The organism is Acinetobacter sp. CIP 102529 (assembly GCF_000368325.1).
Classification (GTDB): domain Bacteria; phylum Pseudomonadota; class Gammaproteobacteria; order Pseudomonadales; family Moraxellaceae; genus Acinetobacter; species Acinetobacter parvus.
Genome location: NZ_KB849355.1, coordinates 602,251 through 619,709, shown reverse-complemented (window position 1 = coordinate 619,709; position 17,459 = coordinate 602,251). Strand labels below are relative to the sequence as shown.

The 17,459-nt window shown below is 42.3% G+C and carries 14 protein-coding genes and 1 pseudogene; 10 read left to right on the top strand and 5 right to left on the bottom strand.

Annotation, left to right across the window (positions count from 1 at the left end; genetic code table 11):
* Window positions 1-35 precede the first annotated feature (35 nt).
* The 4 genes from F972_RS08175 (at window position 36) to F972_RS08160 (ending at window position 4,370) form a co-directional block, all read left to right on the top strand.
* Complete coding sequence (locus F972_RS08175) at window positions 36-1,814, top strand: type IV pilus assembly ATPase TfpB (protein WP_004682361.1); 1,779 nt, start codon at window positions 36-38, stop codon at window positions 1,812-1,814.
* A gap of 85 nt (window positions 1,815-1,899) precedes the next feature.
* Window positions 1,900-2,265, top strand: coding sequence for a NirD/YgiW/YdeI family stress tolerance protein (locus F972_RS08170; RefSeq protein WP_004757842.1), 366 nt, complete (start codon window positions 1,900-1,902; stop codon window positions 2,263-2,265).
* Window positions 2,266-2,371: 106 nt separating this feature from the next.
* Window positions 2,372-3,031, top strand: a complete 660-nt coding sequence (locus F972_RS08165; RefSeq protein ID WP_004682359.1) for a response regulator transcription factor — start codon at window positions 2,372-2,374, stop codon at window positions 3,029-3,031.
* A 4-nt stretch (window positions 3,032-3,035) separates the two neighbouring features.
* Window positions 3,036-4,370 (top strand): sensor histidine kinase, encoded by a 1,335-nt coding sequence (locus tag F972_RS08160; RefSeq protein WP_004682354.1) that lies wholly within the window; start codon window positions 3,036-3,038, stop codon window positions 4,368-4,370.
* Window positions 4,371-4,461: 91 nt separating this feature from the next.
* Here the strand turns inward: F972_RS08160 and hemP are convergent, their stop codons facing one another.
* Window positions 4,462-4,632, bottom strand: a complete 171-nt coding sequence (gene hemP, locus F972_RS08155) for a hemin uptake protein HemP (RefSeq protein ID WP_004679713.1) — start codon at window positions 4,630-4,632, stop codon at window positions 4,462-4,464.
* Between the two features lie 162 nt (window positions 4,633-4,794).
* Here hemP and F972_RS08150 point away from each other — a divergent pair, with 162 nt between their 5' ends.
* Window positions 4,795-5,718 carry a thiamine phosphate synthase gene (locus tag F972_RS08150; RefSeq protein WP_081399041.1) on the top strand — a complete coding sequence of 308 codons (924 nt, stop codon included), beginning with the start codon at window positions 4,795-4,797 and terminating at the stop codon, window positions 5,716-5,718.
* A gap of 7 nt (window positions 5,719-5,725) precedes the next feature.
* Here the strand turns inward: F972_RS08150 and F972_RS08145 are convergent, their stop codons facing one another.
* Both F972_RS08145 and mrcB read right to left on the bottom strand, forming a co-directional pair.
* The gene (locus F972_RS08145) at window positions 5,726-6,298 is read right to left on the bottom strand and encodes a tetratricopeptide repeat protein (RefSeq protein WP_004679708.1); all 573 of its coding nucleotides are present in this window, start codon (window positions 6,296-6,298) and stop codon (window positions 5,726-5,728) included.
* Between the two features lie 19 nt (window positions 6,299-6,317).
* On the bottom strand, window positions 6,318-8,723 hold the full coding sequence (gene mrcB, locus F972_RS08140) for a penicillin-binding protein 1B (protein ID WP_004757845.1): 2,406 nt from the start codon (window positions 8,721-8,723) through the stop codon (window positions 6,318-6,320).
* Between the two features lie 234 nt (window positions 8,724-8,957).
* Between mrcB and F972_RS08135 the strand changes: the two genes are divergently transcribed.
* Complete coding sequence (locus F972_RS08135; RefSeq protein ID WP_004679704.1) at window positions 8,958-9,866, top strand: NAD(+) kinase; 909 nt, start codon at window positions 8,958-8,960, stop codon at window positions 9,864-9,866.
* Entirely contained in the window at window positions 9,863-10,135 is a 273-nt protein-coding gene (locus tag F972_RS08130) for a YeaC family protein (RefSeq protein WP_004679703.1), read from the top strand. The genes F972_RS08135 and F972_RS08130 overlap by 4 nt, the downstream gene beginning before the upstream one ends.
* Before the next feature lie 775 nt (window positions 10,136-10,910).
* Here the strand turns inward: F972_RS08130 and F972_RS08120 are convergent.
* Entirely contained in the window at window positions 10,911-11,906 is a 996-nt protein-coding gene (locus F972_RS08120) for a glycosyl transferase family protein (RefSeq protein WP_171062624.1), read from the bottom strand.
* A 249-nt stretch (window positions 11,907-12,155) separates the two neighbouring features.
* Here F972_RS08120 and F972_RS08115 point away from each other — a divergent pair, with 249 nt between their 5' ends.
* The 3 genes from F972_RS08115 (at window position 12,156) to F972_RS08105 (ending at window position 17,116) form a co-directional block, all read left to right on the top strand.
* Window positions 12,156-13,301 carry an acyl-CoA dehydrogenase family protein gene (locus tag F972_RS08115; RefSeq protein WP_004679699.1) on the top strand — a complete coding sequence of 382 codons (1,146 nt, stop codon included), beginning with the start codon at window positions 12,156-12,158 and terminating at the stop codon, window positions 13,299-13,301.
* A gap of 365 nt (window positions 13,302-13,666) precedes the next feature.
* The gene (pheA, locus tag F972_RS08110; protein ID WP_004679698.1) at window positions 13,667-14,776 is read left to right on the top strand and encodes a prephenate dehydratase; all 1,110 of its coding nucleotides are present in this window, start codon (window positions 13,667-13,669) and stop codon (window positions 14,774-14,776) included.
* Between the two features lie 75 nt (window positions 14,777-14,851).
* Window positions 14,852-17,116, top strand: coding sequence for a bifunctional prephenate dehydrogenase/3-phosphoshikimate 1-carboxyvinyltransferase (locus tag F972_RS08105; protein WP_004682340.1), 2,265 nt, complete (start codon window positions 14,852-14,854; stop codon window positions 17,114-17,116).
* Window positions 17,117-17,341: 225 nt separating this feature from the next.
* Here the strand turns inward: F972_RS08105 and F972_RS16270 are convergent.
* Window positions 17,342-17,459 (bottom strand): annotated as a pseudogene (locus tag F972_RS16270) (IS701 family transposase); the annotation flags it as partial.

Genomic DNA, 17,459 nt, shown 5'->3' with positions numbered 1-17,459 from the left:
AAATATAAAATCATAAATTTGGGGATTTGACGGTTATGCAAGCGCAGGCAAAATTTGCAAGTTTTTCTTTTTCAATTGATGTGACGTGGTGTCTGGAACAATTACAAAAAGATGGACGGATTACTGAACGGGATAAACTTTTTATTCAAACTACACATCGGCAAAAAGACCAGTTGAAATGGCATCCCTTACAGTGGGTTGCCAATTTTAATTTAAAGGATCAACTTAATCCTGCCACAACCTTAACCCTGAATCGTTTATGTCAGTGGTTAGCTGAAAAAGCCGAAGTTCCCTTATTTGTGATTGATCCACTAAAAGCTGATGTGGCGGCATTAACCAGCGTTATGTCACAGGAATTTGCGGTACGGAATCATATTCTGGCCATTGAAGTACATTCAGATCGGATTTTGATTGGGACAGATCAGCCGTTTTTAACGGAATGGCAGAATAATCTGGAGCGTAGTTTAGCGCCCAGAAAGATTGAACGAGTGTTACTCAATCCTGAGCAATTACAGCGCTATCTGGTGGAATATTATCAGGTTAGTCGTGCGGTCAGTTCATCACAAAACACCAGTGCCTTTGACCGTGATAATAAAGGCGTTGAGGCCTTGTTACAGTTGGGCGATACCCAGAATCCCGATGCCAATGACCAGCATATTGTCAAATTGGTGGACTGGGTGCTGCAATTTGCCTTTGAACAAGGGGCCAGCGATATTCACCTTGAACCCCGAAAAGACAAGGGTAAGGTGCGTTTCCGTATTGATGGCGTGTTACATACCATTTATAACATGCCTGCCAATACACTAACTGCGGTGATTTCCCGTATTAAAATTCTGGGTCGGATGAATGTGGCAGAAAAGCGTAAACCACAGGATGGACGTCTAAAGACACGAACACCAAAAGGTCAGGAAACCGAATTGCGTCTCTCCACATTACCAACTGCCTTTGGTGAAAAGCTGGTGATGCGTATTTTTGATCCAGAAGTATTGGTACGCAGTTTTCAGCAGTTGGGTTTTGAGGGACATCTCTTACAAAGCTGGCAGCAACTAACGCAGCATAGCCACGGGATTATTCTGGTGACAGGGCCAACAGGTTCGGGTAAAACCACCACACTTTATTCATCGCTTAAACAACTGGCAACGGAACAGGTCAATGTCTGTACCATTGAAGATCCGATTGAAATGCTGGAACCAAGTTTTAACCAGATGCAGGTCAATCCAAACATTGAGCTAGGCTTTGCCGATGGGGTGCGTGCCCTCATGCGTCAAGACCCTGACATTATTATGGTTGGGGAAATTCGTGACCATGATACTGCCAATATGGCGATTCAGGCAGCTTTAACAGGACATTTGGTACTCTCAACCCTGCATACCAATGATGCGCCATCCAGTTTGACCCGTTTGCATGATTTGGGGGTGCAGCCATTTTTGACCGCAGCCACGATTTTGGGTGTATTGGCACAGCGTCTGGTGCGTCGCCTTTGCCCGCATTGCAAACAGGAAACAGCGATCAATGAGCAGGAATGGGAACACCTGACTTTTGACTATATGATGGATATGCCCACCACCATGTATAAGGCTGTGGGCTGTGAAGTGTGTCGCCAAACGGGTTATAAGGGACGTGTCGGGATTTATGAGTTTATGCCAGTCAGTCTGGAATTAAAGTCCATCATTAGTGCGAATGGCACACTGGATCATTTACGTGCGCAAGCCAAGAAAGAGGGTATTGAACCGTTGCGTATTGCAGGGGCACGCAAGGTGATTGAGGGTATGACCACACTGGAAGAAGTGCTTCGGGTTGTGCCATTAAATTAAGCAGTTTTTAGTTCTTCAGATTCACCTCATCTTGTTTTGTTTTAATGACTACATCGAGATGATCAACAAAGATGAGGAAATTAAAATGAACGTATTTTCTAAAGTTGCTGTAATTGCAGGTCTGGTTGGTGCGACAACATTTGCGGTTGCGAATACGACAGCAGTCAATCAGCAGGCATTGGCGCCTACACAAATTACTACGGTGAAACAGGCATTGACCTTAAAAAATGATACGCCTGTTAAGCTTAAGGGTTATGTAGTCAAAGCAACAGGTGATGAAAAATATCAGTTTAGCGACCAGACAGGCAGCATCACCGTCGATATTGATGATGATTTATGGCAAGGGCAACCTGTTTCAGCCAAAACTCCTGTGACCATTATTGGTGAAATCGACATTGATTATAAACCGACCAAACGTGTAGAAGTCGATGTGGATCAGGTTAAATTCTAATCATTGAAATATCATCAAAAACCACATGTTTAGCATGTGGTTTTTTGCCTGTTGCTTATTTAAAAGGCATGATGAATATTAATGGATCAGACAAGGGTGCGGCTTTATGCGAATTTTACTGGCTGAGGATGATGCCTCTCAGGCGGAAAGTATCAAGGATTGGCTGGAACTGGATGGCTATAGTGTCGATTGGGTAGAACGGGGTGATCATGCGATACTGGCGGTTGAGCAGCATCAATATGATTGTATCCTGCTGGATCGTGGTTTGCCTAAAGCTTCGGGTGATGACATTCTAAAAACTATTCGCCATCGAAATTCCAATACGCCCGTCATTTTTATTACCGCCAAAGATGCCATTCATGATCGGATTGAGGGGCTGGATTTGGGAGCCAATGATTATCTGGTTAAGCCATTTAATTTGGAAGAACTGTCAGCACGGGTGCGTTCCCAGTTACGTCAACACCAGACTCAGGCAGGGCAATATTTGACTTTTGGCAATCTACAGCTTGATCCGCAAGCCAAAACCCTGACGCAAGCGGGTCAAGTCATCAACCTGACCGCAAAAGAATTTCAGATTTTGCATAAATTAATGCAAAAGCCAGAACATATCCTGACCCGTGAGCAACTGGAAGAATCACTGTATGCCTGGGGCGAGGAAATTGAGAGTAATGCCATCGAGGTGTATATCTACCAGATTCGCAAAAAAATTGGCGGGCAATATATCAAAACTATTCGTGGTTTAGGCTATCGGATGCATCAGGATTAAGTTTATGAAAGTGGTGTCGCTACAAAACAGGCTGATTAAAACCTCACTGATTAGTTCAGTGATTGCGGCTTCTGTGGCATTGCTTCTATTTGTGGTGATTTCAATCTATCAAACCATGCAGGTTCAAGATGAAATCATGGATGAAATCTCAGATATGTTACTGATTGCTGATCTGACCTCAACATCGGGGCAGCAGATTGATGAACTGAGTGACCAGTTTGATATCCAGTATCGCCTGAGCTACCAACAACAGATTCTGACCCAGTCCGAGGATTTTCAGCTTGAACAACAATATTACAAGTTGTTCACAGGTGATGAGCATTATGGATTTATCTGGCAGGGTCGGCAGCTTTGGCGTAGTTATCGGGCAGAAGATCACCAATCCCACATGCAGGTATTGCTATTACAACCTTTGGGTGATCGCTTTAAAGAATTGATGCATAGCTTTGCTGGCTATTCTGTCATTCTGATGATGTTGTGGCTGATGCAATGGCTCATGCTGCATTTTCTGGTCAAACGGCAGTTTAGGGCGATTCATCAATTATCCGATCAAATCTCGCAGAAAAACGCAGATGATCTAACGCCAATCCAGTCCTCCAGCATTGAATTTAAAGAATTGCAGCCGATGCTGGGGCAGTTAAATCACTTGTTGCAACGTCTGGATCAATCGCTAAAAGCCGAACAGCGTTTTACTGCGGATGCCTCGCATGAATTGCGCTCGCCCTTATCCGCGATTCAAATGCGTTTACAGCTTTTACAACGTAAATATCCAGAACGCGCCAGTGATTTTGATGCAATGCAACAGGATATTAGTCGAGGGATCCAAACGCTGGAAAATTTGCTGTTGCTGGCACGTTTAGACCCTGAACATGCTGAGAACCTGCTCAAGACACATTTTGCCTTGCGTACGGTGATTGACGAGGCGATTCAGGCTCTAACACCCTTTATCAAGCAAAAGGCAATCCAGATTCAGCAGCGGATGGTAGTGGCAGAGCACGAAGATATGATTTTTGCCAATCAACAACTGATTTTTACCTGTATTCGTAATGTGCTGGACAATGCCGTACGCTATACGCCAGAAAAAGGCTGTGTCTATATCACTTTAGATAAGCAGGGACAGTATTTACAGCTTATTCTTGAAAATGAGGGACAAGGTATCGACCCAGAAGTATTGCAGCATTTGGGAGAACGTTTTTATCGTGCGTTGGGAACCAAAACCCAGGGATCAGGCTTAGGCTTATACATTTGTAGGAAAATTATCGAATTACATCATGGGCAAATGGAATTGTTGCCATCTTCATATGGCGGATTAAAAGTCGTGATCAGATTGCTTGTCTAAAGCCTTTATTTTGGTTTCTAGATGAATTAAAAAGCAGTACGCGCTGACATACTGCTATTTCCACGTTTATTATTATCCGATTACTATTATTTTACTTGGTTAAAATCAGACGGTTGTTACGGGTGAGGCGTAGGCGATACTCTTCACCAGCGTGCATAATGCGAATTTCGCGGCCTAAGGCAAATAGGTTGTTTGAATGCAGCATTGGTAAGGATTGAGTTGCATCAGTGCTACGAGTAAATAGGTTAAATGGTGCGTTCATTTGTTATGCTCCGTGGTGTATTATCTAACGTTTTAAATGATAATCATTATCAAATATACCTGTCAACGTAAATTTGAATAATTTACAAAATCATTTATAAGTTTTTTTCAGAACGATGTGCAAATTGATGAATGACAGGGATTTACTGTGTAGAGATGAGGGGTGTGGACTGTGATAGTAAAGAATGTCATTGATGTTGCGATTGCAATTTTATTGCATAAATCCAAGGTATTGGTGGGGTGGCGTCAGGCCAATCAACATCAGGGCAATAAGCATGAATTTCCTGGGGGAAAGGTTGAGCAGGGAGAAACGCCTGAGCAGGCCTGCCGCAGGGAAATTTATGAAGAGGTTGGCATTGGTTTAAAGGACTGGCATCGTTTTGATCTGATTCGCCATGAATATGATGATGTGATCGTGAACTTGCATATCTTTCATGCCTATGTACCAGATGCGTTACTGGAATTGATTCACCAGCCTTGGGCTTGGTACAGTCGTGATCAACTGAAGGAATTAAATTTTCCCAAAGCCAATGATGTGATTCTGCAACGTTTGGTGTGGCCACATCTGATTAAGGTGAATGAACAGTTGGCCAAACTCCCGCAGCAGGAAAGTTTATTTTATTGGCGGACACAGGATGAAAATATTGATGCGATTGAGCAGCAGTTAGAAACACTCACTGATGAGCAATATCAAAAACTCATTGTGAATTTTGAAATCTGCAATCAGCTGGATTCAGCATGTCAGGAAAAAATTAACACGGTTCATCTAAAACAATCACAGCTGATGGGATTAAAGAAAGGAGAATTAATTGTAGGGAAACGTTTTATTGCAGCGTGCCATGATGCAGTTTCATTGCAGCATGCACATCAGATTGGCTGTGATGCGGTGTTTTTAAGTCCTGTGAATATAACTGAGACTCATCCAGAAACAAAAGTGTTGGGATGGGACGGTTTTGCTGAACTCGCTGGAAAAAGTGATATTCCTGTTTTTGCTTTGGGTGGTGTTGCGCCTACTGATCTGGAACAAGCCCAAAAACATCATGCTTATGGGCTTGCGGGGATTCGCCAGTTTGAATCAATCCAGTAACAAGGCTCTAAAGTGACTGAATTGCTTTTTTCGCTTCCTGTGCCTTGACTGGATGATTACGTGCTTCGCTGGCACGAAGCACAATTGTCCAAAGCTGCTTTTTCATGGCATTGCTCTGTGCATAGCTTAAACCACGGCGCGCTAAAGCCTCGGCATTGGCATACTCTTTTCGCTGGTTGGCGATTAGACCCAGATATAAATAGGTTTCAGAAGCCTGTGGTGCAATCCGTTGGGCTTGAAGCGCATAACGTTCTGCTTCCGCGAGTTGCTGACTTTTATAAGCGGTCTGGGTTTTTTGCATCAGGGTTCTAAAGGCGGGGAGTTGAGCACCATCATTACTAAACTTCTGCTTCACCTTTTGTTCAGGTACCACCACCTGTGGTGTCACGGTTTGCCGTTTAATCTCTTTTTGGTCATACGGAATGACTTTTACACCAGAAGCAGGCGGAGTCACTTTTTTCTTCTGCGTATTCGTGCCTGCTGGTGGATTAACAGGTTTAGTGGTCGTGACTTTTTCTGGAGTGGCAGTACAGCCAGCCAGTACAAGTACACCAATTGCGAAAGTTATTTTCTTGATCATGTCCAAATCCCAGTAGAAATTAATTTTCAACGCTGTAGCTACCACTGGAAATGATGCGTGTTGGCGTATGATTTGATAAATCATTGTCCATCTGGTTTTCGCTTTCCCGAATATAGTTGTTTATGCCATCATCATGATCATTTTCTGATGTACCGCCCTGAGGCATATAGGTTGGTTCAACTTCATAATGAGATTGACCGCAAACCGTTGCACGGCGAGGTACAGTTTGACGAAGCAATGGAATATACAATGCGCCATCACAGCCCTCGGCAGAAAGATCACCGCTGGCGCTATCAATCCACTGCCACTGAACGTTGTCGGTTTGACGAAGATTTACAGGTTCCTGACGAAGCTGTTTCATGACATTGGTCCAGACTGGCAATGCACCAGAGGAACCTGTCAGACCAGTCACCTTGTTGTCATCCAGCCCTAGCCAGACCACAGCGAGATGATTGCCTGAATAACCCGCGAACCATGAATCCCGTGTATCGTTGGTTGTCCCTGATTTTCCTGCAAGATTCAGTGATTCAGGCAAACTCCCATAGGCAGAGCGGCCTGTACCTGAACGCATGACTTGCTGTAAACCATAATTCAGGATATAGGCGGTGGCGGGGTCAATGGTTTGCTGTACATTCAAACCATAACGCTCCAATAAATGCCCTTTTGCATCCACAACAGTGCGGATAGAACGGGTAGGGTATTTAAAGCCACCTGTGGCAAAGTTTCCATAAACGCTCAGCACTTCCATTGGTGACATATTCACCGCCCCCAGATAAATGGATGGATAGGCTGGAATATCTGAACTTACCCCAAACTGTCTGAGCTTATTTGTGAATGTAGATAGGCCAAACTCGTTCGCCAAACGTACAGTAGAAAGGTTGTATGAATTTGCCAAAGCCTGCTGCATTGGAACCACACCATGCTCACCACCACTATAATTTTTGGGTGTCCAGTTTTTATAACCATCAATTGGAATACTGATGGCTGTATCTTCAATTGGGCTAGCCCATGTATAACGGCCTGACTCAAGTGCACTTAAATAGATGACAGGTTTCAGTAATGAACCCACTTGACGTTTAGCATCCAGTGTACGGTTAAAACCTGTAAAGTCTTGAGTCGATCCCACAGCGGCAACCAGTTCACCATTGTCTGGATGAGCGACAACAATGGCACCCTGTAAGTTCTTTAAACGGGCAGGATTGGCATTCGCCAGACGATCAACTGAATTTTTAAACGCATTTTGCACCTGAATCTGTGTGATTGGATCTAGTGTGGTAAAAATTCTTAAACCCTGATTGGTAATGTCACTTTCCTGATATTCGGTGCGTAGCTGACGACGGACAATATCAAGGAAATCAGGGAATTTCGCAGGTCCTAGAGTCGGTTTGCTCACTACATTTAAAGGACGTGCAATTTCATCCTGATATTCCGCCTCACTGAGATAGCCCATAACTTTCATGTTGTTCAGTACAACATCACGGCGTTTTTTTGCCGCTTCAGGATTACGCCAAGGATTATATAAAGAAGGACCCTGTACTAAACCAACCAAATAGGCTTGTTGGGAAATATTCAATTCACGTAAAGGTAAACCAAAATAGAACTGTGAAGCCAGACCATAACCATTGATGGAATAACTGCCATTTTGACCTAAATTCACTTCATTCAGATAGGTTTCAAGAATTTCATCCTTGCTGTAATGCAGTTCAATCAATAACGCCATCAGCGCTTCATTGACTTTACGCTTCAGGGTTTTTTCAGGGGAAAGATAAAAGTTTTTCACCAACTGTTGTGTGAGTGTTGATCCACCTTGACGTTTACCACCCGTAATATTGCTGACTAGAGCACGTGCAGTGCCACGAACTGAAACACCGTGATGGTGATAGAAGTTGCGGTCCTCAGTTGAGATCAAAGCCTCAATCAGTGTTTTTGGTACTTTATCTAGTTTAATGAGTACGCGGTCTTCATTATGCTGAGGGTAAATACCACCAATCAATAAAGGTTCCAGCCGTGCAATGCCTGTGCTTGATGGTTTGGTGGAACGGATTTCACCGACCTGCCCATTCAGGAAACCAATTTCAAGCACCTGTTCAGGTTCATTGCTGTCACCATAGTCAAAACCACGTGTATGGACATACATCTGGTTGCCTTGGGTGACATAGCTACCTGATTTTTCATAGTTTGCCGTATTTTTATAACCCAGTAATTTCAGTTCCTGAATGAAGTTTTCCTGAGTGATTGGCGCATTTGCATAGATTTCCAATGGACGGGCAAATACCTTGGCTGGAATATCCCAGCGCTGACCTTCAAACTTATTGCGAATAATATTATCCAGACGGATCAGATAGATACTAAAGGCAATAAAAACACCAATCACTAAAATGGAAAAAATTAGCGCAAGAAAACCGATACCACGTTCACACTTCATAGATTTGCGTTAAAATCAAAACAATGGGGTTAATGATGCGATAGCTTATGCGCAATTTGCAATCGTAAAACTGTGAATAAATAGCAACATGCAATAAAAACTTTAAGAATGTGTTGACATTAACTGAGTAAAAAAACAACGAATAGACATTTTTATACTTTTTAATCAATCGTCAATGAAATCCTGATAGTTAATGATATGATAGTCAGGAAGCGCAGCGGAGCTGAATTATTCGTGCAAATTTCACATAAATCCTTTCGAAATATTGGTTTGATTGGGCGACCAGATAAAGATTCTGTAGTAGAAACCTTATGTTTGATTCATGATCATTTGATCACTCTGGGTTTGAATCCCGTCTTTGATCAGGAAACAGCGAAACTCGTACCTTATAGCCATGGACAGACTGTCAGCCGTAATTTATTGGGCGAAGTGGTGGATTTAGTGATTGTGGTGGGCGGTGATGGTTCACTACTCCATGCAGCACGTGCCCTGGTGCGATACAATACCCCTGTGATTGGGATTAACCGTGGGCGACTGGGCTTTTTAACCGACATTAAACCTGCTGAGGCAATCTTTAAGCTGGATCAGGTGTTGCAGGGACATTTTCAACTGGATCGCCGTTTCCTGCTGGAAATGGAAATTCGATCCAATGGTGAAACCATTTATGATGCAATTGCATTAAATGATGTAGTGCTACATTCTGGACGATCAGTCCATATGATTGATTTCGAACTCAGTATTGATGGGCAATATGTCTATCGCCAGCACAGCGATGGTTTAATTGTTTCCACACCAACGGGTTCGACAGCATACGCATTGTCTGGCGGCGGGCCTATTTTGCATCCAAGTATGGATGCGATTGCATTGGTGCCCATGCATCCGCATACCTTGTCCTCTCGTCCGATTGTGGTTGGTGGACAAAGTGAGATTAAAATTACCATTCGTGAAAATCGGGTTTTACCCATGGTCAGCGCCGATGGACAACATAGTGTTGCATTAAATGTGGGTGACACTGTGCATATTCGCAAACATCCATTTAAACTAAGCTTATTACATCCGCCTGGGTACGATTTTTATATGGCTTGCCGTACTAAACTGGGCTGGAATCAAGATTTCGAATCTTTTCAACAGGATGACTCATGAATATTGAACAAATGCTCGCTGTTTTAAATCCTGAAATTGTTGAGCGCTTAAAAACAGCCGTTGAAATTGGCAAATGGCCAAATGGTATTGCATTGACCAAAGAACAACGTGAAACCTGTATGCAGGCTGTTTATGCATGGGAAATGAAACATTTACCAGAAGAACAGCGTAGTGGCTATATTGATCGTGGTACAAAAGAAGAGGGTGAGGAATGTGATGATGATCATCACAAACATGAACCTGAATTTAAACCGATTCGGTTTGTTTGATGAATTCCTAAGTAGTACCAGTAGCGATGATTTTAATAAAGTCATCGCTTTTTTGCTTTCAGAGTTATATTTGATTCTGTAGTTAAGTGATTTTTATATCAATTTAATATTCGAGTATTTCGATACGCGATGGTGACACAAAGTAATAGTTAAATGATATTATTTATAAAAAGTTGGTCATTATCCTAATGAAATTATTTATACTCATTCCTACTCTATTGTTTATAATTTCTTGCTCTAATGAGCCTAAAACTTTTGATGATTGTGTTTTGAAATATGTATCAAAAGCTCCAACTGTTATAGCCGCTAATGCTGCATATGATGCCTGTCGTAATAAATTCCCTGAATAATCATTTAATGAATAGTTTTAAATAGAATGTGATTGCTAAAGTTATGCATGCTGTACTAATAGCAAAGACTATACCTTTACTTAAAGCTATTGAGAATATAAGAATTGGAGCAAGTATGAACATAAAATTCACTATAGCAAATAGGGATAGATATAAAGCCCCATAGTCTTTGTATGTATTTACAGCATATTTTATGGCTGCGTAAGATACTAACAAAGAAATTATTAGTAGAACAGATACCCCAGAGGCTTCAATAAAATTAGATAAATTCATGGTTTATATGCGTTTTTAGTGGTTGGAATATACTATAACTCACGCCACCGCTATTGATCTACACCCCGAAAGTTGGACACATTTAGTATAAATGAAAGGGTGAGTGAAGATTATATACGGTGGAACGTCAAACAGTAAGATTTGAATAATACTTAAAAACGATTGTCCCAAAGTTCTTTTGCCTTTGTCATTGCCCCATCAAAACTACTGACCACACCCATCGTATATAAAGCGATTCCCATAGTTTCAGTGACCGCCATTTCACCATATTCATGATGTTGTTGACCGAGCCAAACCGCTTTAAATACTTCAAGATCAAGTTCTTCTTCAATAGGGCTACGCTCAGGTGTCAGTTTGGGTAATTCATACTCATATAACTCACCATTTTTAATCCCACAAATAAGGGTCTTGGCATCAGGGTTACGCTCAAACTCACCACCTTCACCCTTAATCACCGCACTATTTTGATAACCTAAGCGGAAAGCGGTGTGTTGATGTGAGGTTCGATAAGCAGGGTGGAAAATGGCCTGTAAAGTGGCTTTGGCATTAAAGGGATTAATCAGGCGGGCAAGGGTATGAATAGGCGAACGTAAGCCCATCACATTTCTTAGTGAAATCAAATCACTTAAAATTGGTGAGATCACTTCCAGCGGCAGGAAAGCAAAGTTATGTTTTTCGATTTGTTGTTTGACATCTTGTTCATTTTGACAAATCGAATAGCCTAAGTATTGTAAAACCTGTTCCGTATACACACGATTAATGGTATGACCCGATGCACCATGCATCACGATTCTATAGCCATGATGGGCCAGTGTTAAGGCTGCCAATAAGAACCACGGATAATGTTTACGTTTGCCTGCGTATGATGACCAGTCGAGATCAATATTCAATGCTTGAAAATTCAGTTGATCACGCGTTGCCTGAACAAAACCAGCCAATTCATCAACAGATTCTTCCTTAACCCGTAACAACATTAAAAAAGCACCCAATTGAACATCAAGCACTTCATTTTTTAAGATCATGCTAAAAGCCTGATAGGCTTCATCATAAGTCAGTGAACGCGCACCCGTCTTACCCTTACCAATGATTCGTATGTATTGGGCGAAAGGATGTTCAGCATCTTTATAAATATTGCGTTTGGTATTCATGATCGTATTTGCAGTCATGGTGAAGAATTAAAATTAATATGACATAAAAGTGATGCATTTAGCGTAAAAAATCAGAGCTTCTGTTTATTCAATAAGCAATTGGGTCTCGAAAATAACCCCTGCAAACAAAATTATTGACCGCATCAGTCGGGTGATTTGATGCAAAAGGGACATGACATCCTACCTAAAAATCATTAGCATGGCTGCGAAGCAAATTTTCAAGAAAAATGAAAGCGAAAGGAAATAAAGATGTTAGCTTATGATGCAGATTTGGAACTCTTCCGTGACAACTTTAAACGTTTTATGAGTGAACACATTGCACCTCATTATGAAAAATGGGAACGTGAGGGCATTATGCCGCGTTCTGTCTGGACATTATTGGGTGAAAATGGCTTCCTGTGCGTAGACGTGCCAGAAGAATATGGTGGTTATGGCGTACCAACCCATTATTCATTGATGTTGGTTGAAGAATCTGCGCGTGCTGGTTATTGTGCCTTATCAACTGGTATTTCGTGTCACTCTGAAATTGCTGCACCATATATCCAACATATTGGGTCAGAAGAACAGAAACAGTATTGGTTGCCAAAAATGGTGTCTGGTGAAGTGGTGGGTGCAATTGGTATGACTGAGCCTGGTGCTGGTTCAGACTTGCAGGCCATGCGTACCAGTGCAATTTTGCAAGGTGATCACTATGTGTTAAATGGTTCTAAAACCTTTATCTCAAATGGTCAGCATGCTGATGTTGTGGTTCTGGCAGTGAAAACTGATCCGCAAGCTCGTGCCAAAGGTGTGTCTTTATTATTGGTTGATACCCATTTGGAAGGCTTTAAAAAGGGCACGAACTTAGACAAAATTGGTCTGCATTCACAGGATACCTCTGAACTTTTCTTTGATAATGTCAAAGTACCTAAAGACCAGTTGTTGGGTAACGCAGGTTCAGGTTTTGCTTATTTGATGCAGGAATTACCTCGTGAGCGTACTGCAATCGCAGCGACCTCTTTGGGCGCAATTCGTGGCTCAATTGATCTTGCGACCCAATATGTGAAAGAGCGTCAGGCATTTGGTCAGGCGATTGCTAACTTCCAGAACACACGTTTTGTCTTAGCTCAGGCGAAGATTGATGAATTGGCAACTGCTGCTTTCTATAATCAAAACGTGGCCTTATATAATGAGGGCAAACTGGATGTTGAAACTGCGGCTGCACTCAAGAGCTTCAGTACTGACATGCAAATGAAAGTTGCTGACAACTTGCTTCAGTTATTTGGTGGCTATGGTTATATGACTGAATATCCAATTTCACGCTTCTTTGTTGATGCACGTATCCAGCGTATTTACGGTGGTACCAATGAAATCATGAAAGAAATCGTGGCACGTGGATTGATTGGTAAAGCTTAATTAATCTTGATAAAACAGCCTGCTTTCGAGCAGGCTGTTTTTTGATAGATACTATTTTTCTATTGGCATAGGCTTTGTTGCATAAATATTTTGCAAAATACTGATTTCCAAGGTTTTTCCTAGAATTTTAATAAAAATAAATATAATAAAATCATAGTGTTAGCTATTTGTGCAACAAAGCCCACGAGAACTGAAATTTAGCATTAAATATATAATGAAAATCATTATCAATAACGTTGAGTCATGAAAAGAGTTAAAACTCAGCGTGTTTAATAGCTTAAAGTCTTGTTATACTAGCCCAGATAACCAATTCACAGATGAATTGTAATCCATTCTTATAGATGATTTTGCTGAGGCTGCATTCAATGGTAAACGATGGACAAAACACATCGACTTCACTTAATTTAGAACAAATTCGTAACGATATTGATAGTGTTGATCAACAAATCCAGGAATTACTCAATCGCCGTGCCACATTGGCGGAAGCCGTAGCCAAGGCGAAGTTTGCAGCCGAAGACAACCCACTGTTTTATCGCCCTGAACGTGAGGCACAGGTGCTGCGTAAAGTGATGGAGCGCAATCAGGGGCCATTGTCCGATGCGACCATGGCACGCTTGTTCCGTGAAATCATGTCAGCATGTCTGGCACTTGAAGCCCCACAAAGTATCGCATTTTTAGGGCCAGAAGGAACCTATACCCACTCCGCGGTACTGAAACATTTTGGTAATGATGCAGTGGTTCGTCCATTGCCAACCATTGATGAAGTGTTCCGTGAAGTGGAGGCGGGTAGTGCGCATTATGGCGTGGTTCCTGTTGAAAACTCCTCAGAAGGAATTGTTAACCATACACTGGACTGTTTTAAGGCTTCTAGCCTGAATGTGATTGGTGAAGTTGAATTGCGTATTCATCATCAATTCCTTGTTTCTGAAAATACCCGTAAAGACAGCATTAAGCAGATTTATGCACATCAACAAACCTTGGCTCAATGCCGTAAGTGGTTAGATGCGCATTATCCTGGGGTAGAGCGTGTTGCACTAAACTCAAATGCGGAAGCGGCTCGCCGTATTCGTAACGAATGGCATTCTGCTGCAATCGCCTCTGATATCGCAGCCAGCATGTACAACCTTGAGATTTTATATAGCAATATCGAAGATAATCCTGAAAATACCACACGCTTCCTGGTGATTGGTCGTGAGAAAATTCCACAAAGTGGCAATGATAAGACCTCATTGTTGATCTCAGCACATGATCGTGCTGGGGCATTGCTGGAAATTCTTGCACCATTTGCCAAGCATCAAATCAGCTTGACCAGTATTGAAACTCGTCCAGCTCTACCAGAAAAATGGGCCTATGTGTTCTTCATTGATCTGGAGGGGCATATTGATCAGGACAATGTGGCGGCTGCACTAGATGAAATCCGTCCAATGGTCAAAGAGTTGCGTGTACTGGGTTCTTATCCAATCGCTGTTTTATAAAACTGTTTTATCGTATGGATAGGTGGATGAATCATCTATCCATATCAAAGTCTTCTCATTAGGCAAACATCTTTTATGTCTCAAGCATCTGTTTCTAAAGTATTGTTTAAAAAAGTTGCATTTATTGGACTTGGGCTGATTGGGTCAAGTCTTGCGCGTGTGATTGTGGCGGAACAACTTGCGTCTGAAATTGTGGCTTCAACACGCTCAAAAAAAACATTGGAAGATGCCAAAGCACTCGGTCTAATTCAACATGGTTATACAAATCCTGAGGAAGCGGTTCAGGGTGCGGATTTAATTGTTTTGGCATTGCCTGTTCGTGCCACACAAAAAGTGTTGGAACAGATCAAACCTTATCTTGCAGAGAATGTCATCATTACCGATGTGGGTAGTACCAAAGGCAATGTGGTGGATGCAGCGAAGGCAGTGTTTGGTGAACATCTGCCTGTTGGTTTTGTACCTGGGCATCCAATTGCAGGTGCGGAACATACAGGTGTACATGCAGGTAAAGTCGATTTATTTGCTAACCATAAAGTGATTCTAACGCCTTTGCCAAGTAGTGCAGATTGGGCGGTGCAGAAACTGATTCAGCTTTGGTCAGTCGCCAAAGCGGAAGTGATTTGTATGGATGTGTCGAAACATGATGAAGTGTTGGCGCATACCAGTCATTTACCGCATTTGATGGCGTTCAACTTGGTTGAGCAACTGGCCAACCGTGAAGATAATCTGGATATTTTCCGCTATGCAGCGGGTGGTTTTCGGGATTTCTCTCGGATTGCGGCTAGTGATCCACAGATGTGGCATGACATTTTCTTTGCCAATAAAAACGCAATTCTCAATGCCGTTGCTGGCTTTGAGCAGCAACTTTCTGTTTTAAAGCAACTGATTGAAAATGAAGATTCTCAGGCGTTGATGGGGCTGCTTGGACATGCGCAAGCGGCACGCCAACACTTTAACCATATGTTAGCCAAAAAACCTTTGATGGAGAAAAACAAGGTGACACAGCAATTTACCATTTTACCAGGCAAGAAAACATTTACAGGTAAATTCACCGTGCCAGGTGATAAGTCAGTGTCACATCGCTCCATCATGTTTGGGGCGATTGCTGAGGGTACAACCCATGTGACTGGCTTCCTTGAGGGTGAAGATGCGTTAGCAACTTTACAGGCATTCCGTGATATGGGGGTCAGTATCGAAGGCCCAAAAAATGGTGAGGTGACCATTCATGGCGTGGGCATGCAAGGTTTAAAAGCACCTGCCAGTGCCTTATATATGGGTAACTCAGGCACAAGTATGCGTCTGCTATCTGGTATGTTGTCAGCACAAAAGTTTGATTCGGTGATGACAGGTGATGCGTCATTGTCTAAACGTCCAATGGAGCGTATTGCAAAACCATTACGTTTAATGGGTGCGCAAATTCAAACCACAGGTGAGAAAGGTACGCCGCCAGTCAGCATTACAGGCAGTCAAGCTTTAAAAGGTATTCAATACGATTTGCCAATGGCTTCGGCTCAGGTGAAATCAGGGATTTTACTGGCAGGTTTATGGGCTGAGGGTGAGACTTCTGTGACTGAACCAGAGCCGACCCGTGACCATACTGAGCGTATGTTGCGTGCCTTTGGTTATGAGGTAAAAACCGAGGGCAATAAAATCTCGCTGGTTGGTGGTGGTAAACTGGTTGGTACAGATATTCAGGTCCCATCAGACATTTCATCTGCTGCATTCTTTATGGTCGGTGCTGCGATTACCGAGGGTGCTGATGTGATCCTTGAAGCAGTGGGCATCAACCCAACCCGTACAGGTGTGATTGAAATCCTCAAGCAAATGGGTTCGGACATCAGTGTTGAAAATGAACGCATCGCTGGCGGTGAGCCGATTGCCGATATTCATATCAAGGGATCTCGTACACTCAAAGGTATTCACATGCCTGAAGATCAGGTACCTTTGGCGATTGATGAATTTCCTGCCTTGTTTATTGCGGCTGCCTGTGCGGAAGGTCAAACTGTTCTGACTGGTGCTGCGGAACTTCGCGTGAAAGAATCTGACCGTATTCAGGTGATGGCCGATGGCTTGAAAGTCATGGGTATTGACTGCACACCAACTGAGGACGGCATTATCATTGAGGGTAAGGGTAAGTCTGGTGACTGGTCGGCAATTTTCACAGGTGGAGAAATTGAATCGCACCACGATCACCGTATTGCCATGAGTTTTAGTATTGCAGGGTTACGTACTTCGGGCGAAATCATCATTCACGGTACGGAAACAGTGGCAACCAGTTTCCCCACCTTTACCGAACTTGCCAATGCGGCAGGGCTAGATTTACAGGTTGTAGATCAATAAGTTAATCGGAAAATGCAGTGTCTGGCTTGCTCAAATGCTGCATTTCTTATTCGGTTATCAATAAAAACAGCTTGTTTATCATGATAATAAAACGTTTAAATAATAAAAATGTTGGGTTTGGATATGTACATATCTAATCAGGTCTAAATTTATCAATTTAGCAAAACAAGTAAGACAATTGGCTAATCAATTAAAGACAATTGTATATATACGACTTAGGCACTGTTATTTATAGACTTTTTGTGGTAGCAGATGATTTTTATCGAGAATAAAGTCATCAATGAAGTTTTTGATCATTGGTCTAAATAATTTCTTCTGCCAACGATATACATTTTCAAAGATC